Genomic DNA, 18,314 nt, shown 5'->3' with positions numbered 1-18,314 from the left:
CCGTGGGACAAACCGCTCAGCCAGGGTAGCGGCGCGGGGTCCAGACGCGCGTGCCGTCGTGGCGGGTCTGCGAGGAGCCGATGATGAGCAGCGTGCGCATGTCCACTTCGGACGGTTCCAGGGCGGCGAGGTCGACCACCCGCACCGACTCCTCCGGCCCGCCCACGTCGCGGCCGATCACCACCGGGGTGTCGGCGGCGCGGTGCTGCAGCAGCAGCTCCTTGGCCGCCTCCACCTGCCAGGTGCGCGAGCGCGAGCCCGGGTTGTAGATCGCGATCACCAGGTCCGCCGCGGCCGCGGCCGAGAGCCGGGAAGCGATGACGTCCCACGGCTTGAGCCGGTCGGACAGCGACAGCACGCAGAAGTCGTGCCCGAGTGGCGCCCCGGCCCGGCTGGCCACCGCCTGGGCCGCGGTGAGCCCCGGCAGCACGCGGACGGGCACGTCCTTCCAGCGCGGCTCCGCGGCGACCTCCAGCACGGCCGCCGCCATGGCGAAGACGCCGGGGTCCCCGGAGGACACGACGGCCACCCGCCGCCCGTTCTTGGCCAGGGAGAGCGCGAACTCGGCCCGCTCCTCCTCGACCCGGTTGTCCGAGGCGTGCCGCCGCTGCCGGGGGTTGACCGGAACCCGGTCCAGGTACGGCTTGTACCCCACCAGGTCGTCGGCGGCGGCGAGCGCGGCCTGGGCCTGCGGGGTGAGCCAGTCCCGCCCGGCCGGTCCGAGGCCGACGACCACGACCTCCCCGGCGGCCGGCGAAGGCGGGGCCGCCGCGAGGGCGGCCGCGGTCTCGTCGTGGACCTTCGACGGCAGCAGGGCGAGGGAGAAGTACGGCACGGTCGACGGATCAACGCCGGCCAGTGGCGCGGTGCGCTGCCCGCCGGTGGTGGCCCGCTCGACGTACCAGGCGTCCTGCAGCCGCCCGGCCTGCTCGAGCGCGGATCGGACGTTGCCGAACGTGCGGCCCAGCTTCAGGATCGCGGCCGAGTCGGTGGCGGCCAGCCGCGCGGCCAGCTCGTCCGGGGGCAGGGTGCCGGGCAGCACGGTGAGCACCTCGTCGCGCTCCACCAGCGGGCGGCCCAGCACGGCCGAGGCGCCGGAGACGGAGGTCACGCCGGGGACGACGGACGTGCGGTACCGCTGCGAGAGTCTCTTGTGCATGTGCATGTAGGAGCCGTAGAACAGCGGGTCGCCCTCGCACAGCACGACGACGTCGCGGCCGGCGTCCAGGTGGGCGGCGAGGCGGGCGGCCCAGGCGTCGTAGTGCTCCTCGATGACCGCGCGGTAGTCCGGGGTGTCCTCGGTGGTCACCGGGTAGACGAGGGCCTCCTCGATCTGCTCCGGGCGCAGGTACGGCGCGGCGATCGTGCGGGCGATGCTGCGGCCGTGGCGGGCGCTGTGGTAGGCCACCACCGGGGCGGCGGCGACGATCCGGGCCGCCTTGACCGTCACCAGCTCGGGGTCGCCGGGGCCGAGCCCGACGCCGTAGAGGCTCCCGCTGTCCACTGTGGTCATTCCTTCTCGTCCGCGATCGCGTTGACGGCGGCGGCCGTCATCGCGCTGCCGCCCCGGCGGCCGTGCACGACCAGGTACTCCAGGTCCGACCCGGCCAGGGCCAGTTTCGACTCGGCGGCGCCGATGAAGCCGACCGGGATGCCGAGCACCGCGGCCGGGCGGCCGGCGCCCTCGGCGACCATCTCCAGCAGCCGGAAGAGCGCGGTCGGGGCGTTGCCGATGGCCACGACGGCGCCGTCGAGGCGGCCCCGCCACAGCTCGAGCGCCGCCGCGCTGCGGGTGGTGGCGAGGCGCGCGGCGAGCTGCGGTACACCCGGATCCCGCAGCGTGCAGATGACCTCGTTGTCCCGGGGGAGCCGGGCGCGGGTGACCCCGGAGGCGACCATCTCGGCGTCGCAGAGGATCGGCGCACCGGCCCGCAGCGCGGCCCGGGCGGCGGCGACCACGCCGGGGGAGTGCCCGACGTCGGCCGGCAGGTCCACCATCCCGCAGGCGTGGATCATGCGCACGGTCACCTGGGCCACGTCGGCAGGCAGCGCGGACAGGTCGGCCTCGGCCCGGATCGTGGCGAACGAGCGGCGGTAGATCTCCGCGCCGTCGCGGATGTAGTCCGTCATACGACCGCGCTCCGGTACCCCTGCGGCGTCGCCACCATCTCCACGTGCCTTCCCTTCGGCGCGCCGCAGCGCCGCTCGCAGCCGGCCCAGTGGACCGGAAGTCCGCCGGGGTCCCGCGGCCGGGCGTCCGCGCGGACATCGGCCAGTGCCTTGGCGCAGCCCGGCCGCCCGGCGCACGCCGTCACCCCGGTCCACGGAGAGGGATCAGAATCCGGCATCGGTACGCCCGGCAGCACGACGGTCCGCCAAGGCGTGACAATGATCTCCTTCGCGGCATCCTCGAACCGCAATGCGGGCGTGAGGAGCCCGAGCGGCACGACAACCCCTGGCGGCGGACCGGCGAACACGGGCAGATCGCACAGGTCGACGGAAGCGCGCAGCCGGTGGGCCACCCGCGCCGGACCGTCGCGCAGCTCGGCCAGCCGCCACGCCTGCGACTCCTGCGCGACCCGCTCGGCCAGGAATGCCAGAGCGGCCGCCACCAGCAAGGACGCGCCCCCGGTGGCGGTGGTCGGCAGACCCGCGAGCACCAGGCGGCCGCCGTGCAGCCCCACGTCCCCGAGCAGCGGCGTCACGTCCCCGCGCCCGTCGTCGATCGTGGCCAGGAACCGCCCTGGCAGGTCGGCCAGCGCGGGTGTCGCGCACAGCAACGCGTCGAACTCGCGGACGAGCCCTCGCACATCGCCGAGCGGGCTGGCGATGATGTTGCGCACCCGCTCGTGGGTCGCCGACGGCAGGAGCCCGGCCGCCGCCAGCCGCTCGCCCAGCTCGATCTCCGCGCCCGGGCGCAGGCCGCGGACCTGCACGTTCGCCCGCGAGGTGAGCTCCAGCACCGGGTCGCCCAGCTCGGCCGCGGCGGCCCGCAGCACGCCCAGCTGATCCGCGGTGAGCAGCCCGCCGGGCAGCCGGACCCGGGCCAGGCCGCCGTCCGCGGCGGCGTGCACCTGCACGGCGCCGGGGCACCGGTCGGGGGCGTCGCGTTCGCTGGGAGGCTGCACGGGGCGGATACTACCTGCGCTTGACTCGGCGGCGGCCGGTCAAGGAGAGTTGGCGACGCTGTACACAGCAACGGCGACGTGTGGAGGAACCCGGTGCGAGTCCGGGGCGGTCCCGCCACTGTGACCGGGAACGAGCCTCCAGCGCCGATCCGGAAGTCAGGAACTCCTCCGCCGCCGGAACCCACCCACCGACTTGGGGCGCGGACCCCGAGGGAGGACCCCGGCGTGATCCTGCTGCTGTCGACGTCCGACACCGACCTGCTCAGCGCCCGCGCGAGCGGCGCCGAATACCGGCTGGCCAACCCGTCCCGCACCGCCGTGGAGGACCTGCCGGGGCTGGCCGAGGGCGCCGAGCTGATCGTCGTGCGCTTCCTCGGGGCGTACCGCGACTGGGCCGACGGCCTCGACGCGCTCCTGGCCACCGGCCGCCCGGTGGTGATCCTCGGCGGCGAGCAGGCCCCCGACGCCGAGCTGATGAGCCACTCCACGGTGCCGGCCGGCCTCGCCGCCCAGGCCCACGCCTACCTCGCCTTCGGCGGCCCGGCCAACCTCGCCGAGCTGCACCGGTTCCTGTCCGACACCGTGCTGCTGACCGGCCACGGCTTCGCCCCGCCGGTGGAGACGCCGGCCTGGGGCGTGCTCGAGCGCGAGGCGGCCGCGACCGGCGGCCCGACGGTGGCGGTCATCTACTACCGGGCCCACCACGTGTCCGGCAACACCGCGTTCGTCGAGCGGCTGTGCGACGCGATCGAGGCCGAGGGCGCCAACGCGCTGCCGGTCTTCGCCGCCTCCCTGCGCACCGCCCCGCCGGAGCTGCTCGACACGCTGCGCCGGGCCGACGCGCTCGTCGTCACCGTGCTCGCGGCCGGCGGCACCCGCCCGGCCGACGCCCAGGCCGGCGGCGAGGACGAGGCCTGGGACGTCGGCGCCCTGGCCGCCCTCGACGTGCCGATTCTGCAGGGCCTGTGCCTGACCAGCAGCCGCGAGGGCTGGGACGGCAGCGACGACGGGCTCTCGCCGCTGGACACCGCCACGCAGGTCGCCATCCCGGAGTTCGACGGCCGGATCATCACCGTGCCGTTCTCGTTCAAGGAGATCGACGAGGACGGCCTCACCGTCTACGTCGCCGACCCCGAGCGGGCGGGGCGGGTGGCCGGGATCGCCGCCGCCCACGCCCGGCTGCGCGGCCTGGCCAACGCGGACAAGCGGATCGTGGTCATGCTCAGCGCGTACCCGACCAAGCACTCCCGCATCGGCAACGCCGTCGGCCTGGACACCCCGGCCAGCGTCGTGCGGCTGCTCGCCGCGTTGACCGAACGCGGGTACGACCTCGGCGAGGGCTTCCCGGCCGAGGGCGACGCGCTCATCCACGAGCTCATCGCGGCCGGCGGCCAGGACGTCAACTGGCTCACCGAGGAGCAGCTGAGCGGCAACCCGGTCCGGATCTCGGCCGAGCGGTACGCCGCCTGGTTCGCCACCCTGCCCGAGGACCTGCGGGCCGGCATGGAGCAGCACTGGGGCCCGGCCCCGGGCGAGCTCTTCGTCGACCCGGCCACCGGCGACATCGTGCTCGCCGCCCTGCGCCGCGGCAACGTCGTGGTCATGGTCCAGCCGCCGCGCGGCTTCGGCGAGAACCCGGTCGCCATCTACCACGACCCCGACCTGCCGCCGAGCCACCACTACCTGGCCGCGTACCGCTGGCTGGCCGACGAGTTCGGCGCCCACGCGGTCGTCCACGTCGGCAAGCACGGCAACCTGGAGTGGCTGCCGGGCAAGACGGTCGGCATGTCGGCCGGCTGCGGCGCCGACGCGGCCCTGGGCAACCTGCCGCTGGTCTACCCGTTCCTGGTCAACGACCCCGGCGAGGGCACCCAGGCCAAGCGCCGGGCCCACGCCACCCTCGTCGACCACCTGGTCCCGCCGATGGCCCGGGCCGACACCTACGGCGACATCGCCCGCCTGGAGCAGCTGCTCGACGAGCACGCCACGATCGCCGCGCTCGACCCGGCCAAGCTGCCGGCCATCCGGGCCCAGATCTGGACCCTGATCCAGGCCGCCCGCCTCGACCACGACCTGGGCCTGGCCGACCGGCCGCACGACGCCGAGTTCGACGACTTCCTGCTGCACGTCGACGGCTGGCTGTGTGAGGTCAAGGACGTGCAGATCCGCGACGGGCTGCACATCCTGGGCCAGGCCCCGACCGGGCCCGCGCGCGTCGACCTCGTCCTGGCCATGCTCCGCGCCCGGCAGATGTGGGGCGGCCAGGTCGCGGCGCTGCCGGGCCTGCGGGAGGCCCTGGGCCTGGACGAGATGTCCGGATCGCGGCTCTCCGTGGACGACGCGGAGGCGCGCGCCCGGGCGCTGGTCGAGGCCATGGAGGCCCGCGACTGGGATGCGTCGGACATCTCGGATCTGTCGGAAAATCCGGAAGTTGTACGGGTACTGCGGTTCGCCGCCGCCGAGATCATTCCCCGGCTGGCGAGGACCACCGACGAGCTCACGATGGTCCTGCACGCGCTCGACGGCGGCTACGTCCCGGCCGGCCCCAGCGGCTCGCCCCTGCGCGGGCTCATCAACGTCCTGCCGACCGGCCGCAACTTCTACTCGGTCGACCCGAAGGCGGTCCCGAGCCGCCTCGCGTGGGAGACCGGCCAGGCGATGGCCGACTCGCTCCTGGCGCGGTACCGGGCCGACCACGGCGACTGGCCCCGCTCCGTCGGGCTGTCCATGTGGGGCACCAGCGCCATGCGTACCGCCGGCGACGACATCGCCGAGGCCCTCGCCCTGCTCGGCGTCCGCCCGGTCTGGGACGACGCCTCCCGCCGGGTCAGCCGCCTGGAGCTCGTCGGCCTGCCCGAGCTGGGCCGCCCGCGCATCGACGTGACCATGCGCATCAGCGGCTTCTTCCGCGACGCCTTCCCGCACGTGGTCGCCCTGCTCGACGACGCCGTGCGGCTGGCCGCCGACGCCGAGGAGCCCGACGAGGACAACTTCGTGCGCGCCCACGTGCGGGCCGACCTGGCCGCCCACGGCGACGACCGCCGCGCCACCCTGCGCGTGTTCGGCTCCAAGCCCGGCGCGTACGGCGCGGGCATCCTCCCGCTCATCGACAGCCGGAACTGGCGCGACGACCGGGACCTCGCCGAGGTCTACGCCGTGTGGGGCGGCTACGCGTACGGCCGCGGCGTCGACGGGATCGAGGCCCGCACCGACATGGAGGGCGCGTACCGCAGGATCTCCGTCGCGGTCAAGAACACCGACACCCGCGAGCACGACATCGCCGACTCGGACGACTACTTCCAGTACCACGGCGGCATGGTCGCCACCGTCCGCGCCCTCACCGGCCGGGCGCCCGCCGCCTACGTCGGCGACAGCACCAACCCCGACGCGGTGCGGACCCGCACCCTGAGCGAGGAGACCGCGCGCGTCTTCCGGGCCCGGGTGGTCAACCCGAGGTGGCTGGCCGCCATGCGCCGGCACGGCTACAAGGGCGCCTTCGAGCTCGCCGCGACCGTCGACTACCTGTTCGGCTTCGACGCCACCGCGGGCGTGGTCGCCGACTGGATGTACGAGAAGCTCGCCGAGTCCTACGTCTTCGACCCCGACAACCACAAGTTCCTGACCGAGTCCAACCCGTGGGCGCTGCACGGCATCGCCGAGCGCCTCCTGGAGGCGGCGGAGCGGGGCCTGTGGGAGCACCCCGAACCGTCCACCCTGGACTCACTGCGCGAGGTGTACCTCGAGACCGAGGGCGACCTCGAGGACCACTGAGGCGTTCAGGCGGTCCGCTCGGCGGCCATGACCACCGTGGTGTAGCGCATGACGAAGTCCTCGCGCACCACGGCGGCCACGCCGTCGAGCGCCTCGCCGAGGGTCCGCGGGTCGAGCCGGTTCAGGGTGCCGAACGTGGGCAGCACGTCGAGCCACTCGGCGGGGGTGTACGAGCGCTCCCACGGGAAGCGCCACTCCTGCGGCTCGCCGAACCGGCCGGTGGCCCGCGCCCCGTCGGCCGCCCTGGCCGCGAGGATCGCGTAGGAGTCCGGCCCGACCTGCCACCGGTGGGCCTGCGGCATGTCCGGCAGCACCCGGCGGAAGACGGCCGTCATGCCCTCGGCCACGTCGTCGGGCGGGACGAAGGCGTTCCAGAACGTGGCGAGGAGGCCGGCTGGGCGCAGTACCGCCGCGGCCTTCGAGGCCCCGGCCTCGGGGTCGATCCAGTGCCAGGCCTGGGCCGCCACGACCGCGTCGAAGGTGCGCCCGGCCGGCTCCCAGGCCTCGATGGTGGCCACCTCGACGTCGAGCCCGCGCCGCCGGGCCTCCTCGGCCATCCGCGGGTCGGGGTCGACCCCGAGCACGTCGCAGCCGCGTTGTTGCAGCAGCCGCGCCGCGATGCCGGTGCCGCAGCCGACGTCGAGGACGTCCCGGCGGCGCTCGGCGAGCCGCTCGATCAGCGCGTCCGGGTACGTCGGGCGGGCGCGGTCGTAGCGCTGGGCGTTGACCCCGAAGGACTCCGCTACCGTTCGGTGGTGATGGGTTTCGTCAGCAGTGGGCATGTGCCCACTCTAGTGGGCGGTTGCCCACTCGACAATGCAAGGGAGTGCGGGTGCCGACCGGAGTGGCCCTTCGCGACGTGCGCGAGCAGCTGTTCGACGCCGCCGACCGCATCCTGCTGCGCGCCGGCCCGAGCGGGCTGACCAGCCGCGCCGTGACCACCGAGGCGGGCGTGGCCAAGGGCGTGCTGCACCGGCACTTCGAGGACTTCGACGCCTTCCTGGCCGACTTCGTGCTCGACCGGGTGGACCGGATGGACGCCCGCGCGGCCGCCCTGCGCGACGCCGCCGGCACCGGCGAGGTGGCCGACAACGTCGCCGACGCCCTGGCCGCCGTCTTCGGCTCGGTCGCGGTGTCCATCGTCGCCCTGGTCACCTTCCGCGACGAGCTGCGCGCCCGGCTGCGCGAGTCCTGGCCGGCCGGCGTGCCGGTGCTGACCGACCTCGCCGTCATGCTCGACAGGTACCTGTCCGCGGAGCGCGACCTGGGGCGCCTCCCCGGTTCGGCCGACGTGAGCACCCTGGCGGCGATGCTGGTCGGCTCGGCCCACCTGCTCTACGCCGACCGCACCGGCCCGGCCCCGACCCCGGACGCCGTCCGCCGGGTGGTCGCGGCGGTGCTGGCCCGGGCGTGACGCCGACGATCGTCCGGGCCTGCCTGCGGGACGGGCGCGGGGGCAGCCCCACCGCCGTGCTCGACGACGGGCCGTTCGACGACGCCGAGCGCCGGGCCGTCCCGCCCAGGGCCGGCACCTCGCACGCCGTGTACCTCGGCGAAGGCCCCCGCCTGCGCTTCTTCACCGCCACGGGCGAGCTGCCGGCCTGCGGCCACGGCACCGTGGCCGCCCTCGCCGTCCTGGCCGCCCGCGCCCCGCACGGCCGCGTGGCCCTCACCCTGCGGGCCGGCCCCCGCGCGTTCCACGGCCGGGCCGAGCGCAACGGCGACGAGTACGAGGCCTGGTTCGACCCCGGCCCGGTCACCCTGCGCGCCCCGCGGCCCGCGGAGGCCGCCCCGATCCTCGCCGCGCTGGGCCTGACGGCGGCCGGCCTCGCCGACGGGCCCTGCGTGGCCGGCGTCGGCCGGGAGCGCCTCCTCGTCCCGGTCCCCGGCCGCGCGACCCTCGCCGCGCTCGCGCCCGACCTGACCGCCCTGCGCGCGGCGTGCGACACCGCCGGGATGCTGGGCTGCTACGTGTACAGCGCCCCGGACGCGCGCGGCCGCGCCGCCGCCCGCATGTTCGCCCCGTCGATCGGCGTGCCCGAGGACATCGCCAACGCCAACAGCACCGCCTGCCTGGCCGCGCGGCTCGCCGGGGACGGCATCGGCTCGGTCGCGGTCGACATGGGCGACGCCCTCGGGGAGCCGGCCACGATCCGGGCGAGCGCCCACGCAGGAGCGATCGAGGTCGGCGGGGCCGCCCGGCCGGTTTGAGTGAGCCGGTGACCGGGTTGTGCATCTTCCCGCGATCACGGACCGGGCTCGTCGCCGCGCGCGTGACCCGCGCGCCGCCGGGCCAGCAGCACGCCGAGCGCCACGGCGGTGGCTGCGCCCTGCACGACCAGCACCGGACCGAGCGTCAGCCCGGTCGCGTAGGCCTTGACGAGCAGCGCCACGAGCCCGCCGATCACCACCGCCAGCGCGACCGGCCTCCTGCGCCGCGCGTAGCCCGCGAACGCGGCGGCGTACCAGGCCAGGCCCACGGCCGTGGGCACGGTCGGCACGAAGAAGGCGAGCTCGTCGTCCGGGTTGTCCTTCGTGTCGCGCGTGACGCCGGCCGCGCTGACCCGGTACACCTTCCCGCGGTACCACTCCAGCGTGGCCGGCAGCCCCTCCACCGGATCGAGCCGCCACTCGCCCGGCACGGCCGCGACGAGTACCGTGGCCCCGTCACCGGTGGTGAGCCGCTCCCCGTCGTCGGTGTGCGCGATGTCCACGACCCGGACGGGTTCGCTGCTGCGGTCGCTGTCGTGGTGGTACCGCCACGACCCCACGAGATCCGACGCCAGCACGACCACCGAGGCCACGGCTAGCGCCCCGAACAGCAGCACGGCGACGACCCCGACCCAGTAGGACCCGCTCGCCCCCGGCTCGAGCCCCGGCGGCGGTCCGAACCGGCCCGGCCGCGCCACGTGGGCCACCACGGCGACGAGGCGCAGCGTGCGGTACAACACCAGGAACCCGACCACGACGCACAGCCCGACGTCGGCGAGGACGAGCACGGACTCGGCCACGACGGAGACCGGCGTCTCGTCGGCGGAGTCGTCCCGGATCGGCCGGATGCTGTCGAACCCCAGCGTCACCGCGACCGGCGCCACCGCCCACGCGAGCGCCCAGCCGAACGCCGCGGCCGCCCCGCGCACGGTGACCGGCGGCTCGTACTCCCGATCGGCCCGGCCGCCCACGGCCCGCCGCCGAACCGAGACACTGCCCCAGCCGAGCAGCCCGAGCCCGGCGATGAGCATCGCAACGCCCGCGCTCATCGGCACCCAGGTGGACCCCGCCACGAGCGCGAGCCCCGGCCCGAGCACCCCGCCCAGCCAGGCGGCGAACCACCACGCCACGCGCACGGGTCGATTGTGGCCGATGCCCGCCACTCAGCTCTCGGCGTCGAGCAGCGCCATGAGCGGGATCGCGGCCCGCGGCACGGCGGCCCGGAACTCGTCGGCGCCGAGCGTCTCCCGGATCGTCCGCAGCTGGTCGATGTCGTCGCGGGCCGACGGGCTGTTCAGCTCCTGCCAGATGGCGAGGGCCTCGCAGTGCAGCCGCACCGCCTCGCGCAGGCGGCCGGCCTCGGTCATCTGCGCGCCGCGCCGGCTCGCCGAGGTGGCCACGGCCGCGCGGTCGCCGGCGTCCCACCCGGCCAGGGTCTTCGCCTCCGCCAGCGCCGCGCCCAGCCCCTGCCCGGCCACCTCGGCCATGTAGGCCCGCGGGTCCGCGATGCCGGCCGAGGCCAGCAGGCGCTCGATCCGCTGCTCGATGTCGGCGAAGCGGGCGTGGCCCGATCGCAGGAACGCGTCGAGGTACTCCAGGGTGCGCGGGTGCCCGCCCGCCTCCGCATGGATGCGTTCCAGCTCGTCCTCGCCCAGGTCCGCCAGGCTCGGCAGGCGCGACATCAGCCGGCGGCTCTCCGGCCACGGCAGGGGCCCGACGCGGTGGGCGGGCAGGCCGAGGTCCGCCTCCTGGCCGGCGATCAGGATCAGGGGCAGGGCCTGGCCGCGCCAGCCGTCCAGCAGCTCGCGCAGGTCCGGGTCGGCCGGCGCCCAGCCGTCGCCGTCACGGACCAGGTTGTCCTCGAAGTCGTCGATCACCAGCAGCAGCCGGTCGCCGCGCAGGGTCCGGCGCAGGACGTCCAGGCGGTCGGCCCAGGGGTGCGCGGCGTCGCGGACGAACGCGGCCACCTTGATGTACGACGGGCCGCCCGCGTCGGCGCGCCCGACCGCGTACGCCAGCAGCGCCAGCCCGGCCGCGTCGAGCACGTCGTCCACGTCGGTCCGGCCGGTCACCCCGGCGACGATGCCCGCGTCCGGGCCGAGCCGGCGGACCAGCTCGGCGGCCAGCGTGGACTTGCCCACCCCGCGGGCGCCGTGGATGTACGCCCCGGGCCGGCCCTCCTCGTCCAGCAGCGCGTGCAGCCGGCGCAGGTCGGCCCGCCGCCCGATGAACTCGCCGACCGGACGGGCCAGGAGCCCCTCGACCACCACGGGCGGCTCCTCGGCCACCGGCTCGGGCCGGGCGTGCGGGTCGAGCAGGGCCGGGGCGGCATCGGCCTGGTAGAGCGCGGGCGGCGTGCGCAGGACCGAGGACTCCACGGCCACCCGGACCGCGGTCGTGACGTCGGCGCCGGCCGCGAGCCCCCGGTAGAGGTCGTGGGCGAACGCCGTCGCCTCCCGCCCGCTGACCGGCCCGGTCATCGCGACCACCTGCGGCACCCCGGCGGCCATCAGCGCCTCGGCCAGCGAGGGCCCCGCGGCGGGATCGACGTCGAGCACCACCAGCCGGGGCGCCTGATAGGCGACGCAGAGGGCGGCCAGCTCGGCCGCGCCGACGCGGTCCGGCCGCCCGTCCTCGGTCTCGAGCAGGACCGCGTCGGCCACGCCGTGGCAGGCGAGGTGCAGCACGTGACACGGCTCGCGAACCAGCGCGTCGGCGATCGCCGCACGGGTGCCCTGGTTGAGCAGGCGCACGTGCGCGCGGGAGCGGGCGGGTCGCACGGCGTCGAGGATGGCGCGGAACCGAGCCTCCAGGTCCAGGTCGGGCGCCGAGTCGGGGTTGGCCGGCACGACCAGGATGCGCAGCGGCCCCGGCCCGGGCGGCGGGACCGCGACGTCGGCCCGGACCCGGCGGAACAGGCGCACCGATGCCCGCCGGGCCAGCGGTGCCGAGTCACCGGGCAGGGTCAGCAGCTCCCAGGGCACGGCGGCGAGCGCCGGGTCCGCGGTCTCGATCGCCACCGACAGGCACGCGCCGCGCCGCTCGGCCGCCTCGACCAGCCCGGCCAGCTCGGCGAGCACGTCGCGGTGCACCGGCTGCCGGGCGTTGGCGGCGCCGTCGGCCAGCCGGACGCCGTCGGGGCCGAGCAGGGTGGAGCGCCCGGCGGCGAGCTCCAGGGTGACCGCCTCGACGGCCGCCCCCGGGTAGGCCGGCCGCTTCCCGGCCGGCGCGCCCGCCCCCGTCCGCGGCAGCCGCAGCCCCTCGAGGACGGCGACGACGCGCTCGTACGCGGCCCGCGCGCTCAGCCCGGCCAACCCGATCGCCCGCCGCGCGCCGGCCGGCGCCGCGTCCGGCACGACCGGGAGCACGGACAGCCAGCCGGGCGCGGAACGCCGCAGCTCCAGGCCGGCCGCGGCGGTCACGATCGGCAGCACCAGCGCCGTGCCCGCGAGCAGCTTCGGGATCCGCTCGGGATCGTGTTCCTCGACGGTGGCCGGCCAGCCCTCGGTCTCCAGGACCCAGCGCAGCCAGTCGGCCCACGCGCGGTCCGCCTCCACGCACACGATCCGAAGCTCCCGCGGCTCGGCCGGCCCGGCCTCGAAGGCGGCGATCAGCCGGCGGCGGTCGGCGTCCGCGAGCGGGGCCGCGCGGGTCACCCCGCCCCCGATGATCACCCCGGTCAGCCGCTCGAGCGCGGCCAGGAGCGTGTCCTCCAGCAGGGGCCGGTCCCGGACGGTCGCGAGCGTCTCCTCGTAGGCGTACAGCGGCTTGTACGGGACCTCGACCGCGGCCCAGAAGGCGTCGGGCCCGGCGAACCCGGCCGGGTCGAGCAGCGGGGCGAAGCGGCGGCGCACGTAGTCGCGGCGGGCGTCGGCCCGGGCCTGCTCGGCGTCCTCCACCCGCAGCAGCGCCGGGACCATCCGGATCGGGCGGTCGCCGCGCAGCGCGAGGACCCGCTCGGCCACGGCCACCGCGCCGTCGATGCTCTGCCCGTTGAGCGTCACGCAGTTGACCAGGACGTCGGGCAGCTGCACGGTGCAGATGCCGGCGGTGTCGGCCAGGCCGGTGCGGCTGTCGACGAGCACGTAGTCGTAGTCGGCCAGCAGGCGGCGGCGCAGCGCCTCCAGGAACGGGCCGCCCCCGTGCCGCCGGTACAGGTCGTTCCAGTCGAACAGGTCGACCCGCTCGGCATAGGTGTCGTCCTGGCGGCCGGCCGGCACGAGGGACAGCGCGCCGCCGTCCGGGAAGTTCCAACGGACCGGGATGCTGTACGGCGTGAGGTCGGTGAACCGCGCGAAGAGCGCCTCGCCGCCGTCGTCCTCGGCGCCCATGACGGCCGTCGTGTAGTCCCAGAACAGGTTGATGAGCCCGTCCGTGCCGCGCAGCTGCGGGTCGAGCAGGAACGGGTGGAAGTACCGGTGCAGGCCCGGCGCCTCGAGATCCCAGTCGATCGCGAGCACCCGGTGCCCCCGGCCGGCCAGGATCCAGGCGACGTTGGCCAGGGCCATCGAGCGGCCGGCCCCGCCCTTGTACGAGTAGAACGTGACGATGCCGCTCACGCCGCCGCCTCCGCAGGCTCCGGCGACGTCGCGACGTAGCTGTGTTGATGGTGAGCGGCTCCTGCGCTTCGCTCCGGACCGCTCACGCCGCCGCCTCCGCAGGCTCCGGCGACGTCGCGACGTAGCTGTGTTGATGGTGAGCGGCTCCTCCGCTTCGCTCCGGACCGCTCACGCCGCCGCCTCCGCAGGCTCCGCCGACGTCGCGACGTAGCTGTGTTGATGGTGAGCGGCTCCTCCGCTTCGCTCCGGACCGCTCACGGGCCCACCAGCCGCGGCCGATCGGCGGGCCCGCCGGCCGGGAACTGCAGGCGGATCCGGCCCAGCGCCCGGACCCTCGTCTGCGCCTCGAGGTAGGCGCCCCTCAGGTCCGTGCGGAACGCCGGCAGCGTCTCGGAGCCCTGGCGGAAGGTCGGGTCGGGGCGCAGCACGGTCTTCGGCATCGCCGCGATCAGGAGCTTGTCGAGCTCGCCGGCCCGGGTCTTGGCCTCGCCGTCGTCCCGGCTGCGCGGCACCATGACCACCGCGCCGACCTCGTTGCGGTCGTCGTACCCGCGCAGCTCGTCCCGGTACGGCGCCAGCCCGGCGGCCCAGGCGTCGACCAGCACGACCACCACGTCGTTGGCCGCGCCGGCCTCGTCGAGCACCTCGCGCAGCGGGCGCCCGGCCGGCTGGAGGTACACGTTGGTGCCCAGCCCGGCGAGGACCCCCGTGGCGTACGCCGACAGCGGATGGTCGTCCGGCGCCGGGAACGGCCGCCAGTCGCACGACCCCGCGCCGTAGTAGTCCAGCTCCTGGCGTACCGCCGCCATCTCCTGCTGGCTGCCGGCCACCACGACGATCCGCACGCTGCCGTCGCGCTCCCGGCCGGTCGCCGCGACCGGCGCCGTCCCACCCGGGGCCGCGTCCGGGAACGCCTGCGCGATGTCGTCCCACGTCGGCCGGGGCGACATCTGCGGCAGCCGATCGGGTGCCTGCACGATGTCGCGGATCCGCATGGCCAGTTCGGTGACGATATCCTGGTAGCGCCGCTCGAGATCGTCGTTCTTGCCCATGCGCTGCACGATCCACCGCAGCCCGCGCTCGGCGTACTCCTCGCCGAGCGCCGCACCCCACAGCTGCGGCCTGGAGGCGACCGCGGGCCGGCCGGGCGTCGGCAGCCAGTTCACCGGCAGGATGCGCCCGGGCTTACCCCCGGCCCGGGCGGTCATCACCGCCCACTCCTTGCCGCAGTACGGCCGGGTGAAGTACGTCGGCGAGTACACGGCCACCATGACGCCACACGTGCAGGCCACGTCGATGATCCCGGCCGCCCAGTCGTCGCCGACCTCCACGCCCCGGTAGTCGATGAACCCGGCGTCCTCGAGCGCACAGCCGATGAGCGCGCGTGCCTCGCCGCGCAGGTCGGTGAAGAACCTCTCCAGGTAGGGGTCGAAATCCTGCCGGGCGTAGCTGAACAGGAAGTGCCGCACTACCTCTCCCGGGGTGGCCTCACGGCGGGGCGAAGCCCCCATTCAACCATCCGCATACCCGGATCGGGATCGCCTGAGCGGCCGCCGCCCGGCCCACCCTCCGGCCCGCCCGCTCGGCCCGCCCGCTCGGCCCGCCCGCTTGGCCCGCCCGCTCGGCCCGTCCGCCAAGCCTGCCCCTCCGGACGATGCCTCACCGGCGGCGGGGTCGAACCAGCGTCCCCCACTACGGGCGGCCGGCCGATGGGTGAACGAGGCCCGCGTCGTGTCAGGCACGGAAAACGAAAGCTGGAACCCCGTCCGCCCAGCCTGCCCCCCGCTGTCGGTGGCATGAGCGTTGCGCCATTTGACATTATGCGTCGCTGTTCGGGCCGGTAATTCCGGCTGGACGCTGCGATAATGATAAGCATGGGGCAGCTGCAATTGTTCACCAGGACCGAATTGGCTGCCATGCGCGACCGGACGAGGTCGCGTCGCTATTCTCCGGCAAACGAGCGGTTCCGTCAGGAACATGCGCGGCATCGAGCCTGGGGTTTGGCCAGGCGGCACGCCGAGCGGCTGCGCCGCGTGCGCGGCGACCAGCGGGACGGTTCCGAGCGCGAACCGGCGCCGCCCTCGCCGCCCTCGCCGCCACCGGTCGCGCCGCCTGAGCCGGTCGGACATCCCGCGGGCGACAGCATGATGCCTGACGGTGAGCCCGCGCCGCACGAGACGAACGGCGCCACGCAGCCTAGCCCTGCCCCGGAGCGTCGTGGCGCATCCGCACCATTACCGCGTAGGCCTGTCGATGCGGCAACACGCGCAAAGGTGGTCAGCAATATGCGCCCACTGATGCATTTCCGCCGTCGTCAGAAAATGTCACGCACGCCAGGACGGATGGCATCAGATAACTGCTATCCGAATGCACCGCCGACGCGAATTCCCCGGATATCTCGACGACGCATCCGTCGTCTTCAGCATCTTGGAAGCGGCACGTCGGCGGACGAGAGCGCGGCCAGTGCGGAGGGCGATCGCATCGTTGTTGGTGAGGTTGCGGGCGCTCGCAGCAACCTAAGCATGGGGCCCGGCCAACTGCGATGCCGAGCTGCGCGGCCGGGCGAGCGCCAGCGTGGGCCGCCGACCGCGACATCGGTCAACCTGCGCACATGTCGGCTGTGAACTCGCCGACCGGGTGCCCGGCACCTCGAGCAAGCGGCGCTGGCCGCCCTCGTCACCACATCAATGAGGAGGACTCGTCACCACATCAATGAGGAGGACTCGGGCCGACGCCCGCGCGCGTCGCCCACCCGGACGGCCCGGGTGTTCGTGCGGGGCCCCGGCCCCGATTGGGGAGGGGTGTTCGTCAGGCGACACCGGAGGGGCGGAACTGGACGCTCACGCGCGGGCCGACCGGGCGGGCGGTCTTCGGGATGGAGTGCTCCCAGGTGCGCTGGCAGGAGCCGCCCATCACGACCAGGTCGCCGTGGCCGAGGACGAAGCGGATGCTGTCGCCGCCGCCGCGGGGGCGCAGCAGCAGGGAGCGGGGCGAGCCGAAGGAGACGATGGCGACCATCGTGTCGAAGCGGGCGCCGCGGCCGATGGTGTCGCCGTGCCAGGCGACGCTGTCGCGGCCGTCGCGGTACAGGCACATGCCCGCGGTCATGAACGGCTCGCCGAGCTCCTCCACGTAGTGCGCGGTGAGCCGGCGGCGGGCCTCGGTCAGCAGCGGGTGGGGGAGGGTGTCCTCGGCGCCGTACCAGTGCAACAGGCGCGGCACGTCCACCACGTCGTCGTACATCTTGCGCCGCTCCGCCCGCCACTCGACCTCGTGCAGCAGCGTCTGCAGGATCGCGTCGGAGCCGAGCACCCAGCCCGGCAGGTGGTCGACCCACGCGCCGCGGCTCAGCGGATGGCGGGTCACCTGGCCGGTGAGCGAGCCCAGGGAAGGACCGGCGACGTCGAACATCGACGGCTGGTACGCGAGGTCAATCATGCCCTGATTCTACCTCGACTTCGAACAGGCGTACGAGCGAATCGCCAGGCTTTACCCTATGTCGATGGGAGCGACACGCAAGGTGGACCGCGGGAGCACCGAGGTTGGCTGCCCGGTCGAGCGCGGGGCGGACGGGGTCTGGCGCGTGCGCGGGCACGCGGCCGGGCGGGCGGTGCTGCGCAGCACCGACACGGTGCAGGCCGGGCTGGGCGTGGAGACCGTCGAGCACCTGCCGCCCAGCATCCGCCGGCCGGTGCTCTACCGCGACGGGGCGGAGCACCGGGAGTACCGCCGCCAGACCGCCCGCTTCTTCACCCCCCGACGGGTCGACGAGCGCTACCGGGACCTGATGATCGAGATCGCCGAGCGCCAGCTGGACATCCTGCGCCGCGACGGCCACGCCGACCTGTCCACGCTGAGCTTCCGCCTGGCCATCGACGTCGCCGCCGCGATCATCGGCCTGACCGAGAGCCGACCGGGCATCGACGAGCGCCTCCAGCGCTTCTTCCCCGAGAAGTTCGGCCGCCCCGGCTTCACCAGCCTCAGCGGGATCCGCTGGTTCCTGCGCCAGAACGCCCAGTTCCTCGGCATCTACCTCAAGGACGTCCGCCCCGCCATCCGCCCCCGCCGCCGGGCCCGCCGCGACGACCTCATCTCGCACCTGCTCGACGAGGGCTGCCGCGACGGCGAGATCCTCGGCGAGGTGATCACCTTCGCCGCCGCGGGCATGGTGACGACCCGCGAGTTCATCAACGTCGCCGCCTGGCACCTGTTCACAGACCAGGAGCTTCTTCAGCGGTACCGCGAAAGCCCCGAACCCTCCCGTATGGCCCTCCTCCACGAGTTGCTGCGCCTGGAACCGGTCGTCGGCAACCTGAAGCGCCGGACCACGGCCCCCTTGACCGTCGGCGGCCTGACCATCCCCGCGGGCGACCTGGTGGACGTGTCCGTGAGCACCGCCAACCTCGACCCCGACGCCGTCGGCAGGGAGCCGGGCGAGGTGTGCCCCGCCCGCGAGGTGGCCGACGGCGTGTCCCCGATGGCCCTGTCCTTCGGCGACGGCCCCCACCGCTGCCCGGGCGCCCACGTGGCCATCCAGGAGTCCGACATCTTCCTGACCAGGCTCTTCGCCCTGCCCGGCCTGCGCATGACCCGTCCACCGCGCATCGCGATGAAGGAGGACATCTCCTCCTACGAGCTGCGCGAC

Annotated in this window: 12 protein-coding genes and 1 riboswitch; of the genes, 4 read left to right on the top strand and 8 right to left on the bottom strand. The window is 74.9% G+C overall.

Annotation, left to right across the window (positions count from 1 at the left end; genetic code table 11):
- Positions 1-16 precede the first annotated feature (16 nt).
- From ABD352_RS43265 to ABD352_RS43255, 3 genes are read right to left on the bottom strand one after another with little or no spacing between them, the layout of a single operon-like run.
- Positions 17-1,513: a precorrin-2 C(20)-methyltransferase gene (locus ABD352_RS43265; RefSeq protein ID WP_344618411.1), complete on the bottom strand. Its 1,497-nt coding sequence runs from the start codon at positions 1,511-1,513 to the stop codon at positions 17-19.
- Positions 1,510-2,130: a precorrin-8X methylmutase gene (locus ABD352_RS43260; RefSeq protein ID WP_344618410.1), complete on the bottom strand. Its 621-nt coding sequence runs from the start codon at positions 2,128-2,130 to the stop codon at positions 1,510-1,512. The genes ABD352_RS43265 and ABD352_RS43260 overlap by 4 nt, the downstream gene beginning before the upstream one ends.
- A complete protein-coding gene (locus ABD352_RS43255; RefSeq protein WP_344618409.1) occupies positions 2,127-3,128 on the bottom strand; it encodes a precorrin-3B synthase in 1,002 nt (333 codons plus the stop codon). Before ABD352_RS43255 ends, ABD352_RS43260 begins: the two co-directional genes overlap by 4 nt.
- A 42-nt stretch (positions 3,129-3,170) precedes the next feature.
- Positions 3,171-3,312: riboswitch (cobalamin riboswitch) on the top strand.
- Between the two features lie 41 nt (positions 3,313-3,353).
- Here ABD352_RS43255 and cobN point away from each other — a divergent pair.
- Positions 3,354-6,899, top strand: a complete 3,546-nt coding sequence (gene cobN, locus ABD352_RS43250; protein ID WP_344618408.1) for a cobaltochelatase subunit CobN — start codon at positions 3,354-3,356, stop codon at positions 6,897-6,899.
- 5 nt (positions 6,900-6,904) lie between these two features.
- Here cobN and ABD352_RS43245 read toward each other — a convergent pair whose 3' ends face one another.
- Positions 6,905-7,681 carry a class I SAM-dependent methyltransferase gene (locus tag ABD352_RS43245; RefSeq protein WP_344618407.1) on the bottom strand — a complete coding sequence of 259 codons (777 nt, stop codon included), beginning with the start codon at positions 7,679-7,681 and terminating at the stop codon, positions 6,905-6,907.
- Positions 7,682-7,731: 50 nt separating this feature from the next.
- Between ABD352_RS43245 and ABD352_RS43240 the strand changes: the two genes are divergently transcribed.
- Together ABD352_RS43240 and ABD352_RS43235 are read left to right on the top strand one after the other, a co-directional pair.
- A complete protein-coding gene (locus tag ABD352_RS43240; RefSeq protein ID WP_344618406.1) occupies positions 7,732-8,313 on the top strand; it encodes a TetR/AcrR family transcriptional regulator in 582 nt (193 codons plus the stop codon).
- Positions 8,310-9,110, top strand: coding sequence for a PhzF family phenazine biosynthesis protein (locus tag ABD352_RS43235; RefSeq protein WP_344618405.1), 801 nt, complete (start codon positions 8,310-8,312; stop codon positions 9,108-9,110). Before ABD352_RS43240 ends, ABD352_RS43235 begins: the two co-directional genes overlap by 4 nt.
- A gap of 35 nt (positions 9,111-9,145) precedes the next feature.
- On the opposite strand, the gene ABD352_RS43230 is transcribed toward ABD352_RS43235, so the two are convergent.
- The 4 genes from ABD352_RS43230 to ABD352_RS43215 all read right to left on the bottom strand — a co-directional run bounded on the left by ABD352_RS43230 (position 9,146) and on the right by ABD352_RS43215 (position 17,107).
- The gene (locus ABD352_RS43230) at positions 9,146-10,246 is read right to left on the bottom strand and encodes a hypothetical protein (RefSeq protein ID WP_344618404.1); all 1,101 of its coding nucleotides are present in this window, start codon (positions 10,244-10,246) and stop codon (positions 9,146-9,148) included.
- A gap of 27 nt (positions 10,247-10,273) precedes the next feature.
- Positions 10,274-13,669 carry a KGGVGR-motif variant AAA ATPase gene (locus ABD352_RS43225; protein WP_344618403.1) on the bottom strand — a complete coding sequence of 1,132 codons (3,396 nt, stop codon included), beginning with the start codon at positions 13,667-13,669 and terminating at the stop codon, positions 10,274-10,276.
- Positions 13,670-13,923: 254 nt separating this feature from the next.
- Positions 13,924-15,138: an FxsC protein gene (gene fsxC / locus ABD352_RS43220; protein WP_344618402.1), complete on the bottom strand. Its 1,215-nt coding sequence runs from the start codon at positions 15,136-15,138 to the stop codon at positions 13,924-13,926.
- A gap of 1,339 nt (positions 15,139-16,477) precedes the next feature.
- Positions 16,478-17,107, bottom strand: a complete 630-nt coding sequence (locus ABD352_RS43215; RefSeq protein WP_344618401.1) for an alpha-ketoglutarate-dependent dioxygenase AlkB — start codon at positions 17,105-17,107, stop codon at positions 16,478-16,480.
- 64 nt (positions 17,108-17,171) lie between these two features.
- On the opposite strand from ABD352_RS43215, the gene ABD352_RS43210 reads away from it, so the two are divergent.
- Positions 17,172-18,314: cytochrome P450 (locus ABD352_RS43210; RefSeq protein ID WP_344618400.1), on the top strand; the 1,143-nt coding region annotated here is incomplete at its 3' end.

The organism is Dactylosporangium salmoneum (assembly GCF_039532525.1).
Taxonomy (GTDB): Bacteria; Actinomycetota; Actinomycetes; order Mycobacteriales; family Micromonosporaceae; genus Dactylosporangium; species Dactylosporangium salmoneum.
This window is presented reverse-complemented; position numbering and strand designations above follow the sequence as displayed.

Excerpts from the sequence above, each read along its gene's own strand:
- ABD352_RS43265 (WP_344618411.1), bottom strand. The coding sequence starts at position 1,513 with ATGACCACAGTGGACAGCGGGAGCCTCTACGGCGTCGGGCTCGGCCCC.
- ABD352_RS43260 (WP_344618410.1), bottom strand. The coding sequence starts at position 2,130 with ATGACGGACTACATCCGCGACGGCGCGGAGATCTACCGCCGCTCGTTC.
- ABD352_RS43245 (WP_344618407.1), bottom strand. The coding sequence starts at position 7,681 with ATGCCCACTGCTGACGAAACCCATCACCACCGAACGGTAGCGGAGTCC.
- ABD352_RS43215 (WP_344618401.1), bottom strand. The coding sequence starts at position 17,107 with ATGATTGACCTCGCGTACCAGCCGTCGATGTTCGACGTCGCCGGTCCT.